This is a genomic window from Clostridium sp. DSM 8431 (genome assembly GCF_900116755.1).
Classification (GTDB): domain Bacteria; phylum Bacillota; class Clostridia; order Clostridiales; family Clostridiaceae; genus Clostridium.
The window spans coordinates 1-12,729 of record NZ_FPBY01000103.1 but is presented as its reverse complement, the minus strand read 5'-3'; the positions used below and the strand labels follow the sequence as shown (position 1 = coordinate 12,729).

Annotated in this window: 11 protein-coding genes, 1 pseudogene and 2 riboswitches; of the genes and pseudogenes, 6 read left to right on the top strand and 6 right to left on the bottom strand. The window is 28.2% G+C overall.

All coding sequences use genetic code 11. From position 1 onward, the window contains the following. Positions 1 to 363: 363 nt before the first annotated feature. The gene (gene metE / locus BM384_RS11160) at positions 364 to 2,643 is read right to left on the bottom strand and encodes a 5-methyltetrahydropteroyltriglutamate--homocysteine S-methyltransferase (RefSeq protein ID WP_090013660.1); all 2,280 of its coding nucleotides are present in this window, start codon (positions 2,641 to 2,643) and stop codon (positions 364 to 366) included. Between the two features lie 35 nt (positions 2,644 to 2,678). Next, a riboswitch (cobalamin riboswitch) is annotated at positions 2,679 to 2,866 on the bottom strand. Positions 2,867 to 3,003: 137 nt separating this feature from the next. Next, a riboswitch (SAM riboswitch) is annotated at positions 3,004 to 3,122 on the bottom strand. 176 nt (positions 3,123 to 3,298) lie between these two features. Between metE and BM384_RS11155 the strand changes: the two are divergent. Both BM384_RS11155 and BM384_RS18530 read left to right on the top strand, forming a co-directional pair. Beyond that, positions 3,299 to 4,693 (top strand): annotated as a pseudogene (locus BM384_RS11155) (multicopper oxidase domain-containing protein); the annotation flags it as partial. 56 nt (positions 4,694 to 4,749) lie between these two features. Next, a complete protein-coding gene (locus BM384_RS18530) occupies positions 4,750 to 4,875 on the top strand; it encodes a multicopper oxidase domain-containing protein (protein ID WP_278280923.1) in 126 nt (41 codons plus the stop codon). Between the two features lie 58 nt (positions 4,876 to 4,933). On the opposite strand, the gene BM384_RS11150 is transcribed toward BM384_RS18530, so the two are convergent. The 3 genes from BM384_RS11150 to BM384_RS11140 form a co-directional block, all read right to left on the bottom strand. Then, entirely contained in the window at positions 4,934 to 6,388 is a 1,455-nt protein-coding gene (locus tag BM384_RS11150) for a glycoside hydrolase family 1 protein (protein ID WP_090013658.1), read from the bottom strand. Between the two features lie 259 nt (positions 6,389 to 6,647). After that, positions 6,648 to 7,382: a DeoR/GlpR family DNA-binding transcription regulator gene (locus BM384_RS11145; RefSeq protein WP_090013656.1), complete on the bottom strand. Its 735-nt coding sequence runs from the start codon at positions 7,380 to 7,382 to the stop codon at positions 6,648 to 6,650. Between the two features lie 173 nt (positions 7,383 to 7,555). Beyond that, entirely contained in the window at positions 7,556 to 8,146 is a 591-nt protein-coding gene (locus BM384_RS11140; RefSeq protein WP_090013655.1) for a hypothetical protein, read from the bottom strand. 215 nt (positions 8,147 to 8,361) lie between these two features. Here BM384_RS11140 and BM384_RS11135 point away from each other — a divergent pair, with 215 nt between their 5' ends. Genes BM384_RS11135 through BM384_RS11120 form a run of 4 tightly spaced genes read left to right on the top strand, consistent with a single transcriptional unit; the run spans position 8,362 to position 10,603 of the window. Beyond that, entirely contained in the window at positions 8,362 to 8,556 is a 195-nt protein-coding gene (locus BM384_RS11135) for a helix-turn-helix transcriptional regulator (protein WP_090013653.1), read from the top strand. A gap of 4 nt (positions 8,557 to 8,560) precedes the next feature. Continuing rightward, complete coding sequence (locus tag BM384_RS17370) at positions 8,561 to 9,010, top strand: DUF6773 family protein (RefSeq protein ID WP_139232096.1); 450 nt, start codon at positions 8,561 to 8,563, stop codon at positions 9,008 to 9,010. A gap of 20 nt (positions 9,011 to 9,030) precedes the next feature. Beyond that, entirely contained in the window at positions 9,031 to 9,891 is an 861-nt protein-coding gene (locus tag BM384_RS11125; RefSeq protein WP_090013650.1) for an ABC transporter ATP-binding protein, read from the top strand. Between the two features lies 1 nt (position 9,892). Next, positions 9,893 to 10,603 (top strand): ABC transporter permease, encoded by a 711-nt coding sequence (locus BM384_RS11120; protein WP_090013649.1) that lies wholly within the window; start codon positions 9,893 to 9,895, stop codon positions 10,601 to 10,603. A gap of 88 nt (positions 10,604 to 10,691) precedes the next feature. On the opposite strand, the gene BM384_RS11115 is transcribed toward BM384_RS11120, so the two are convergent. Both BM384_RS11115 and BM384_RS11110 read right to left on the bottom strand, forming a co-directional pair. Continuing rightward, the gene (locus BM384_RS11115) at positions 10,692 to 12,386 is read right to left on the bottom strand and encodes a peptidase domain-containing ABC transporter (protein WP_090013647.1); all 1,695 of its coding nucleotides are present in this window, start codon (positions 12,384 to 12,386) and stop codon (positions 10,692 to 10,694) included. 160 nt (positions 12,387 to 12,546) lie between these two features. After that, on the bottom strand, positions 12,547 to 12,729 hold a 183-nt coding region (locus BM384_RS11110; protein ID WP_175537351.1), incomplete at its 5' end, for a transposase.

The window sequence follows — 12,729 nt, the reverse complement described above, 5'->3', positions numbered from 1 at the left end:
GTCTTTCAACTTGTTTAGTATTACTCAAGTATGAGATAATATAAGGCTTCCCCAGTTAAGCTTGCCTGCCCCATATGAACACATCCATAAAAACTTATAAAGTAACTACCGAACTTTGGACTTTCCTACTTTTTGCAAGGTTATCCACTTTATAAGCCAATACTTGGTTTACTTGCGTTATGTTCCATATGTCCTCTAGCGCTTCCTTCATACCTTATCGTTGCCAATAACGCACTTGCATTCGAGTTGTCTTCCTATCGGGACGGCGACGCAGGCTTCTTTCAGCCTGCCGGCTCAGCAAACATGCTGGGCGAACAAAAAGCTAGTATCAAAATTTTTTGATACTAGCTTTTTCATTAATCCTTATATTGTTTTTCTTATTTCCTCTGCTGCTTTAACTAAATTCTTAAGACTTTCTTTTGTTTCCTTTTCACCTCTTGTTTTTAGTCCACAATCAGGATTAATCCACACCTTATCTTTATCAAGTTTTGTTAAAATTATCTTAATTAAATTTTCTAATTCTTCAACACTTGGAATTCTAGGTGAATGAATATCATAAACTCCTGGTCCTATTTCAAGTTTAAAATTATTTTCTCTTAAGAAATCTAATAGAGAAAAATCTGATCTTGCAGCTTCAATTGAAATAACATCTGCATCCATATCATCAATAGCCTTTATAATATCTCCAAATTCACTATAGCACATATGTGTATGAATAGATGTATCAGCTTTTACTTTAGAATTTGTTAATCTAAATGCTGGTATAGCCCAGTCTAAATACTCTTTAAACCAATCCACCTTTCTTAAAGGAAGCTTTTCTCTTAAAGCTGCTTCATCAATTTGTATTATTTTTATTCCTGCCTTTTCAAGCTCTAATACTTCTTCTCCTATAGCAAGTCCTATTTGGTAAGTTATATGTTCTAAGTCTAAGTCTTCTCTTGGGAAAGACCAGTTTAATATTGTTATTGGACCTGTAAGCATTCCCTTAACATATTTATTAGTTAAACTTTGAGTATAAGTTGTCCAGCTTACACTTAATTCTTTACTTCTCTTAACATCGCCAAAAATTATAGGTGGTTTAACTCCTCTTGTTCCATAAGATTGAACCCATCCATTAGAAGTAAAAATAAATCCATCTAAAATCTTTCCAAAATACTCAACCATATCATTTCTTTCATATTCACCATGTACAAGGACATCTAATCCTATTTCTTCTTGGAATTTAATAACTTCTCTAATTTTTTCTTTTATTTTATCTTCATATTGTTCCTTAGTTATTTCTCCTGTTCTAAAGGCCTTTCTTAACTTTTTAATTTCAGATGTCTGAGGGAATGACCCTATAGTTGTTGTTGGTAAAATAGGAAGCTTTAATTCTTCTTTTTGAATTTTTCTTCTAATAGCAAAGTCTTCTTTTCTACGGAAATCTTCAGGTTTCAAATTATTTACTTTATCTCTTACTTCTTTATTAAAACATAAAGGATTAACTAACTTATCATTTAAAACTTTTTGATTTACTATATAAGCTTCATTATTTTCATAGTTCTTATCATTTACAAGCTTCTTAAGCTCTTTTAATTCATCAAGTTTCTCTTCTGCAAAGGCTAAAGTTTCCTTAAACTCATCCTTTAATTCAGTTTCATTCTTAACTGTATAAGGAACATGAAGAAGTGAGCAGCTTGTACTTAAAACTAAGTTTTCTTCATGAACATATTCTTTTAATTCATTAAATATATGGATAGTCTTCTTATAATTATTTTTCCAAATGTTTTTACCATTAACTAACCCAGCAAAAAGACCTTTTTCCTTAGGAAATCCATACTTTTTAATTAGCTCTATATTTCTATGACCTTCAAGTAAATCTAAACCAAAAATATCAAAATCAAGTTTTATAACATCTTCATATATATCTCTTAAATCACCAAAATAAGTTTGTAAAATTACTTTATAGCTACGTTTAACACCTAGAAGCTCAGTATATATCTTATTAAATAAAACAATATCTTCCTTAGTTAAGTCAGTGACTAAAATAGGTTCGTCAACCTGTAAATATTTAATGCCACTTTCTTCAAACCTTTTAAAAACTTCTTTATATATTTTTATAAATTCAGAGGTCCAATCCTTATTTCCCTTATTATTAACAAGCTTTAACATAGTAAATGGACCTGTTATTACAGACTTAGTATCAATACCTAAACTCTTAGCTTCTTTATATAATTCAAAAGGCTTATCATCATTTATTTTTAGAACTGCATCTTCTTCCAGTTCTGGAACTATGTAATGATAATTTGTATTAAACCATTTTTTCATAGGAAGGGCCTTTACATCTTTATTGTCTTCCTGATATCCTCTTGCCATTGCAAAATAAGTGCTAAGCTTTGAAAGATTTAATTCTTTATATCTTTTAGGTATTATGTTTAAAAGAAAAGCTGTATCTAAAACATTATCATAAAAAGAAAAATCATTACTTGGAATAAGGTCTACTCCCTTTTCCTTTTGAGTTTTAAAATAACCTTCTCTTAATTTTTTTGCAGTACTCTTAAGTTCTTCTTCATTAATTTCTTTTCTAAAGAACTTCTCCACTGCAAATTTTAATTCTCTGTGAACTCCTATTCTTGGATATCCCACAATTGTTGTTTTTGTCATAGTATATTCCTCCTTAATCTTCACTCCCAAAGATTTGATTTATTTAAATACAAGGCAGGTTTCCTGACTTATCTTCATCCTACTCATTTTTACCTTCCCATTTATAAAAACAGTGGCATAACAAAACTTTCGTCCAAATAACAGTAGTGGGTGCTGCTCAGGATTTCCACCTGATTCCCTTTTACCTTTCTTTTACAAAAGCACCTTGTATAAGTGACAATCCAAATTAAGTGTCAGTCCAAATTTTATATTTGGTTACTGGAACTTACTCAGCAAAGGTCCATGAGCCCTAAGTTTCCAAAACAAAAAAATGCACTAGAGAATAATCTCTAGTGCATGAAAATACAACACTTAATTACTCTCTTATCTCTTAGCTTTATAGCTACAGGATTTAGCACCTTATAAACTTTAAATTTAACTTAAAGTCTTATGGTTGCCGGGCTTCATAGGGCCAGTCCCTCCACCTCTCTTGATAAGAATACGTGTTAATTATATACATATTTTATTTTATTTGTCAACATTTTTTTGAAAATTATTGCTATCTATATATGAAAAAGTACAACACTACACCTCATATTAATTCCTTCATAATTTATTAACCTCCTTCTACACTCCCACATATCATATAGTATATTGAATCTAGGAGGTAATAATAATGACTTGCTCTACTAATCCCTCTGATCCTAATACTATTACTAAATTTATAGATAAACTTCCTATTCCTCCTGTGGCAAAAGACTTAAATGGGCAATGGCCATATACTTGTGATAAGAATCATTATGTAATTACTATGCAAGAAGCTTACCATAAGTTTCATTCTGATTTCCCAGCAACTTATTTTTGGGGATATAACGGATTATATCCAGGCCCTACTATTGAAGCATTTAAAGATGTATCTACATTTGTAGAATGGCGTAATAACTTACCAGACAAACATTTTTTGCCTTTTGACTCTACTCTTCATGGAACACAAGATGATCCTGAAGTAAAAACAGTAGTTCATCTTCATGGAGCAAAAGTCCAGTGGGAAAGTGATGGTCATCCTGCTGCTTGGTATACTAGGGATTATGAAATCACAGGTCCAAAGTTCACAAGAACAGAATATGAATATACAAATCATCAGCCTGGAACTACTATGTGGTATCATGACCATGGAATGGGCGAAACAAGATTAAATGTTTATGCTGGTCTTGCTGGTTTTTATATTCTTAGAGATTCCCTTGAAGAAAGATTAAATCTTCCTAAGGGAGATTATGAAATTCCTATACTAATTCAAGACAAATCCTTTAATGAGGATGGTTCATTATTTTATCCAGATACACCACCATTTCCAGTATCAGTTCATCCTTCAATAGTTCCTGGTTTTCTTGGAAATACAATTATAGTAAACGGAAAGGTATGGCCTTATCTTGAAGTAGAGCCTAGAAAATACCGTTTTAGAATTCTAAATGGATCTAATAGAAGAGTCTATACTTTAAACTTTTCAAACAATACACCTTTTATTCAAATTGGTACTGATGGAGGATTTATTGAAGCTCCAGTAAATCTTAATTCCTTCTCTCTAACTCCTGCTGAAAGACTTGATGTTATTGTTGACTTTAGCAACCTTAAAGGTGAGACTTTTACTTTAATAAATACTAATAGTGATGCTGATGAAAACACTGGTGTAATTATGGAGTTTAGGGTTACAGCTAAATTAAAAGGTAAAGATGAAAGTTCTATTCCAAACTCACTTCGTCATGTTCCAGATTTAAAAGAATCAGAAGCTCATAAAACTAGATTTATACCTTTAATTCCTGACAATGACCATTATGGAAGACCAATGCTTATGATTGACGGTAAAATGTGGAGTGATCCAGTTTCTGAAATGCCTGTACTTGATACTATTGAAGTATGGAATATAATTAACACTTTCTCTGATCTTAATTTAAGTCATCCAATCCATCTTCATTTAATTCAATTTAAATTAATTAGCAGAACTCCTTTTGATGTAGAAACTTATCTTAATACTGGTGAATTATTGTTTACTGGTGATCCTGAACCACCAAAAGATTATGAAAAAGGATTTAAAGATACAATTGATGCTGAACCTGGAAAAGTTACAAAATTTATAATTCACTTTACTGGCTACCCCCAGGTGAATATGTATGGCACTGTCACTTCCTTGAACATGAAGATCATGATATGATGCGTCCTATGAAAGTCTTAGATAACTCCTACCATAATCAATAAATTTTAAAAAATCAGGTATAACACATTATAGCATTATACCTGAACAATTTAGAATTTATTATAATTCTTCCCCATTACTTTCTATAACTTTTTTATACCAATAGAAACTCTTCTTTCTTGATCTATCTAAAGTACCAGTTCCATCATTATTCTTATCTACATAAATAAAACCATAACGTTTCTTCATTTCACCTGTACCAGCACTTACTAAATCAATACATCCCCATGGAGTGTATCCCCATAGTTCAACTCCATCTCCTATTGCTTCTTTCATTTGTTCAATATGTGCTTTTAAATAATCAATTCTATAATCATCATTTATTGAACCATCTTCTTCTACTGTATCAACAGCACCAAATCCATTTTCAACAACCATTAGTGGTATTTGATATCTATTATAAATCTTATTTAATGATATTCTAAGGCCTTTAGGGTCTATTTGCCATCCCCAGTCACTTGCCTTTAAGTATGGGTTCTTTAACCCCATAGAAAGATTTCCTCCAGTACTTTCTAATGTAGGGTCTATACTTACACAGCTTGACATATAGTAGCTAAATGTATAGAAGTCAACACATCCTTCTCTTAAGATTTCTTCGTCTCCTTCTTCCATCTTAATTTCTATATTATTTTTTCTAAAATAGCTCTTAGCATATGGTGAATAATATCCTCTAACTTGTACATCTGAACATAAGTAATTATGAATTTCTTCATGCTCTTGTGCTAATAATACATCATCTGGATTACATGTATATGGATATGTTGCTCCATAAGCTATCATACATCCTATTTTAAATTCCGGATTAATTTCATGACCTAATTTTACTGCCTTAGCACTTGCTATAAATTGATGATGTAAAGCTTGGAATATTTCTGCCTTATGATCATTTCCATTATCAACAAAAGACAAATCTTTTATTCCATCAAATAAAACTCCAGCTCCCATAAATGCTGCTGATGGAGCCATTGTTAATATATTTATTTCATTAAATGTAAGCCAATACTTAACTACATCTTTATATCTATTAAATATAGTTTCACAATATCTTAAATAGCAGTCAATTGCTTTTCTATCTAACCATCCATTAAACTTTTTAGTAAGTCCAAGTGGAGTTTCATAATGTGAAATTGTAACTAATGGTTCTATATTATATTTCTTTAATTCTGCAAAAACATCATCATAGAATTTTAAACCTTCTTCATTTGGTTCTAAATCATAACCATTTGGAAAGATTCTTGTCCAGTTAATAGACATTCTAAATGTTTTGAATCCCATTTCTGCAAATAACTTTATATCTTCTTTATATCTATGATAAAAATCAATAGCCTCATGGCTTGGATAATATGTTCCTTCTTCTATTTCTGGTGTAATTCTTCTAGCCTGAGTATGAGTTCCTCCTGTCATAACATCAGCTGTACTCAATCCCTTTCCGCCTTCTCTAAAGCCGCCTTCAAATTGATTTGCTGCTGTTGCTCCTCCCCATAAGAAGTCTTTTGGAAATTTAATATTATTCATAAACTCTCCTCCTAAAATCAATGTAAACTTATACACTTATAATATTCAACTTATGAACTTTTGTCAATATATTTCGTTCATATTTTGAACTTTTATTGTTTTTATGCATTATAAATGCTTTTTAATTCTTTTTCTGCACTACATTTTTTAACGTACTTTGATGGCTTACATAAGAAAAGCCACAACAAGTTTTACTTATTTGGAAAATTTTATACTTTTCTATGCATTAAAAAAGACCTGCCTTTAGCAGATCTTATAATTAATATGTTATTCTTAAATTATCGCAGTCAAAATCAACCTTAGAACTAGTAATTATCTCTGCATCTTCAAAGCTTCCATAAGTATAAATTCTTCTAACATTAAACTTACTCTTATCAGCTAAGATAAAACATTCCTTTGAAGACTTTATAACAGCTCTTTTTACTTCTCCATCAATAAGAAGAGATGTAGTAAATCCAGCCTGCTTATCTATTCCCATAGTTCCAAGAAAAGCAATATCAAAGTTCATCATACTTACTTTCTTTTCTGTATCTTCACCTATAATAAGATTAAGCTCTGGTTTTGCATATCCCCCTAGAATATATGTATTTATTCCTTTAGAAATCAATTTTTGTATATGTGCAATACCATTTGTAACTACAGTTATATTCTTAGCTTTTATAAAGTCAACAATATAATAACAAGTACTTCCTGAATCAATAAAAATCACATCATTATCTTTTATTCTTTTTGCAGCTTTATTTGCAATTTTTATCTTTTCAGCTTTATTAGCTTCTAGAACTTCCTCTAAGTTAAAGACTACATCCTCTTCACTTTCTATTATCTCTGCGCCGCCTCTAGTCCTTATTATAAGCCCTTTATCTTCCATAGCTATTAAATCTCTTCTTAAGGTAGACCTTGATATATTAAATGTTTCCATCATTTCTTCAACTGTAGCAAATTTCTTATTCCTTAAATAATTTAAAATTTCAGTCCATCTATCCGTTAGAACCATAACATCACCTTTTTTCACTATTTGTTCATTATATGAACAAATAGTATCATTTTAAAATATCACTGTCAATAAGTAAAGCATTTAGCAGTATGTTTGATGTAAAATATTCTTATTAGCTATATAAAATATTAGGAATGCAGATACTTGAAAGAAATCTACATTCCTTATTAATCTTACTTCTGAAGAACAAAAGAAATTGAATCTAATGGTATAAGATAGAATCTTTCACTTCTTCTATTACCTTCATCATCATTACATACTGATTTTACCCATAATAATTCATCACTATACCCTATTATTCTTCCACAAATAGGTCTATTAGATAAATCAATAGCATTTACACCAATTTCATATAATCTATCAAAGGCATTGCACCTAAAATTTATAAGTGCATTTAATAAATCTGTTCTTTGTCCAGGTGCTAAATCTCTAGGACATCCATTATATCTTCTTCTTATTTCATTGCAAAAAGCTCTTACACAATCCTTGTGAATTAAAAACTCTACTGCTTGTATTGCATTAACTGGTATAATGGCACTTCTATTTGTAGTATCAAACTCAGGAGTATAAGCATTAGGTACAGTTATGTCTGCATTTAAAGACACAATACTATTACATTTTAATCTAGGACATGCACAATTATCTTTATCTAATCTATTAAATAGAGTATAAAATTTCACTCCAGCATCATCTATATTTAACCCTTTAAAATTCAATAAAAATCTTAAGGCATCTATTAAATCTCCATTTTCATAATTATTCATATTAAACAACCTCTCAATATAATGTAATTCAGGTTAAATTTACCCATACTGTATTATATTTATTTTTTAAACAATGTTTCTTTATGCACTCTGTTAAAATACTTTTTTATGAATTTTTTTCTTTTTTTGTAATATATATATGATTGAAAGTAAAATATATTTTGCATTTAAAAGGAAATAATATTATAATATATAAAAAAAGGAAGTGTTTGTATGTGAAAAATATTAAAATGAAACTTGCCCGTACAGAATTTGATATGTCTCAGCAAGAACTAGCAGAAAAAATAAATGTAACACGACAGACAATTGGAATGATTGAAGCTGGAAAATATAATCCTTCGCTTAAATTATGTATTTCCATATGTAAAGCACTTAATAAAACTCTAAATGATCTATTTTGGGAGGAATAAAACTATGAAAAATAAAAAAGTCTTAGATGATGAACGAACAAACGAAATAAATAATAAGATTCTATCCGAAGGTTATGTAATTTTAAATATCTTTCTTTTATTTTTTATAATAATAAAAGCTTTAATTTTCAATACTGCTTATAGTTCTTACAGATTAGAGGTAATTTTATTTGTAGTTATAAATATATATATTACTTCTAAAAAAATATATTGTGGAACTGATAATCCAAATTCAGTAAAACCATTTTCATACGCTCTATCTGTCTCCTTTTTACTAAGCTTTATCATAACATTAATAAATTTTATTAAATACAATAAAAGTTTAACTATAACTTTCATTTGTTTTATTATAACTTTCATAGTTTCATTTATATTATTTTTTTTAGTTTTAAACTTCATGAAAAAACTCTCTATTCATAGACATAATACAATAGATAAAGAATTAGATGATTGAAATTTTAAGGAGGAAAAAATATGCTTAAACTGAAAAATATTAATAAAGAATACTCAAAAAAAGTAGTTCTTTCTGATGTTAATATTGAAATAAATGCAAATGAAATTATTGGTCTTGTTGGTGAAAATGGTGTTGGAAAATCAACAATAATGAAAATAATTGCTGGTCTTATAAAAAAATATTCAGGAGAACGTATTATATCTAAAGATTTAAAATTAGGATATCTAATAGATAATCCTAGTTTCTATAATAACTATGATACTAAAACTAATTTAAGATTACTTAGTATGTATAATCCTAATATAACAGATGAGGATATTGATAAAATTTATGATTTATTTAAACTATCTGAATTTGGAAAAAAGAAATTTTTAAACTATTCTTTAGGTATGAAACAAAGATTAGGAATTGCACTTTCTCTTCTAGGATCTCCTGATCTTCTAATTTTAGATGAACCTTTTAATGGCGTTGATCCAAAAATGAGTATACTTATTATGGATATACTTAAAAACTGGGTAAAAATAACTAATGGAAGCATTCTAATATCAAGTCACATACTTTCACAATTAGATACACTTTGTAATAGAGTATTATTTGTTTCTAATGGCCATATAACAAATGAACAAACACTTAAAGATTTAAATTCTAACACTTTAATTTATGTAATAAAGTTACTCAATAAAGACGAATCTTTATACAATTACCTAAAAAATAATAATATAGAAATACTAGAACAGAAAGATTTTTCTGAATTTAAAATTAGAATAGATACTGATTCTAAAGATATAATAAGCTACATTCGAAAAAATTTCTCTATTGATGAACTATATAAAGAGAAAGAAAGCTTAGAAACTATATTTAGAAAGATTGAAGGTATTTAAAATGAATATAATTAAATTAGAATTAAAAAAAATATTTAGTTGCAAATGTATTTATATAGGACTTTTAATAAGTCTTATTACTGGTGGATTAATGACTTATACAGCTTTTAATAACCCAGAATTCTTTCAATTCAAACATACTCAAGCTTTTTATGCAGCCTATTTTATGCAGGTAATGATAATATACTTAATTGTTGATAATATTTATTCAGAATATAATCAAGGAACAATAAAGCTCCTTTGCAATAATGATTTAGGATTAAATAAAATATTTATTAATAAATTAATATGTATTTTAATAACTTGTATTTTCTTATCAGTAATAAATATTATTTTTAATATATTTGTTTTTAAAATTTTATCTCCAGATATAAATATTGTAACTTTTTCATTGCAAAGATTATGTGTATATCTACTTTTTGCCTTTACAATTTATTCAACTGTAGTACTTATGTATTCAATTTCTAAAAAAAATACATTTACTCTATGCTTCCTAATATTATTATTCTATTTAGCACACGACTTTATTGATGTTTTGGCCGCAAAGCTAAATATAAGTCAAAATATTTTAGATCTTATATCCTTTTACTCTCTTGGGTCAGGAATGCAGGGATTTTACTTTAATGCTAACATGATTATAGGAGCTTTAATATGGAGTGCTGTATGTCTATTTAGTGGATTATTTATTATATCAAAACAAGATATTTGTTAATCAAAAATCCATAATAATACAATTAAAGAAGCCTTACTCTAATATTTTTACTATAAGAGTAAGGCTTCTTTGATTTATTAAATCTTAACTATTTAGTTAAGGATATTATATTTTCTCCTCTAGCTGTATATAGCTTATAGTATTCTCCTTGATTTTTCATTAATTCTTCATGAGTTCCACTTTCAACTATTTCTCCATTTTTTAAGAAATATATTTTATCACTGTCTATTATAGTATCTAATCTATGAGCTATCATTATTATAGTAGAGTCTTTCTCCTTTAAATTTCTCATTATATTTTTTTCTGTAACATTATCTAAGAAACTTGTTCCCTCATCAAAAACTATCATTTTAGGTTTATTTATTAATGATCTTGCTATTACAACTCTCTGTCTTTGTCCCCCTGATAAATTCATTCCCATATCAGAAAGCATAGTATTATATTTAAGAGGAAACTGCATAATATCATCATGAATACATGCTGTTTTAGCAGCCTCTTCTATATCTTGCATGGTTACATTTTCTCTTTCTAGTTTTATATTTTCTTCAATATTTTTAGCATAAATATATATATCCTGAGGAACAATTGTTGCTAGCTTTAATAAATTATCTTTATCTAAACTAGCCATATCTTTACCATTTATTAAAACTTGTCCTTTTACTGGTTTATATAATCCCATAAGTAGTTTTGCCAAAGTACTCTTTCCACTACCTGTACTTCCTACAAAAGCTATCTTTTCCCCCTTAGATATATTTAATGAGATATTTTTCAGAACCTTTTGACCATCTTTATTATATGAAAAATCAACATCTTTAAATTCAATTGTATTTATATCATCTAATATATCTCCTGAAATTTTTTCTACTTCTTTGTTTGTTATATCCACTACTCTATCTAAGTAATTTGATGCAATTAGATATATATTAAAAGTATTTATTACCTTTGAACTTATTGACAATAAATTAAGTATAAAACTCTGAGATATTATAATATCTCCTAATGATACCATTCCATTTTTATAAGCAAAATATCCTGCTAAAACCATTATTAATGGTGCAATTGTATTTAAAATAGATTGTACTCCTGTAATAAAAATTTGATAATATTCTCTTTCTCTTCTTTTTTCAAGATAAGATTTAAATTCTCTACTCCAATTCTTAAGTACAATATCTTCTAGTCTTAAGATTTTAGTTGTAAATATAGAATAAATTGTTTCTACCTGAATGCTATTTACCTGAGATGCATTAATAATTTCTTCCTTATTAGCAAATTCTATAGGCCTTCTTGTAAATACTAATGTAATACTATTAATTAAAATTAATACTAATGCTGCCAGTAAAATCTTATATGAAATAGTTCCAATATAAATAATTAATATTACTCCAACTCCAAAGTCAAATATAGAGCTTATTACATTATCTAAAATAAAATCTTTTACGTAATTTACACTTCCCAGTCTTGTTATTAAATCACCATATGTTCTTGTTTCAAAAAAACTATATGGAAGATTTACAAGATGGCTAAAAACCTTCTTAAGCAATACTTTTTCAGTATTTATTTTCATAATTACAATAGTAAAAAACCTTAAAAAGTAAATTACAATGGTAAGAAGTATAGAAATACCTATGCCCAGTAATACTAATTCAAAATCAGAGCCCTCTGGTATTAATTGAGTCAGGTAATTATCTACAAACCACTGTGTAATCTTGGGGAATAATATGCTTAGGCAATAAGAAAAAATAGATAAAATACTTACTAATACTATTATCTTCTTTTCTTTCATAAGCTGAGTTAAAATATAGTTTCATCTCTTAGGAGGGCACTGAAAAACTTTAAGTTTTTCTAGTGCGCTATTCCAAAATCAAAAAGGAGTTAATTAAACTAATAAATTTTAGTTACATTAACTCCCTTTTTGTTTAGTTTTTTGTGCTTTATTAGGATTTCTATCCTAATAACTTCAATATTCTTTTAACATTTACCGTGAATATTGCTAACGCACCTTGCATTTTCATGGCAATTAGACCTGAAGATGATGCTATATCATATCCATGTCTATGCTTTAATTCACTATTTTTTGCTTCTATTTTATAACGTTCCTTTGATTTTTCTTTAAAATATTCAGTTTT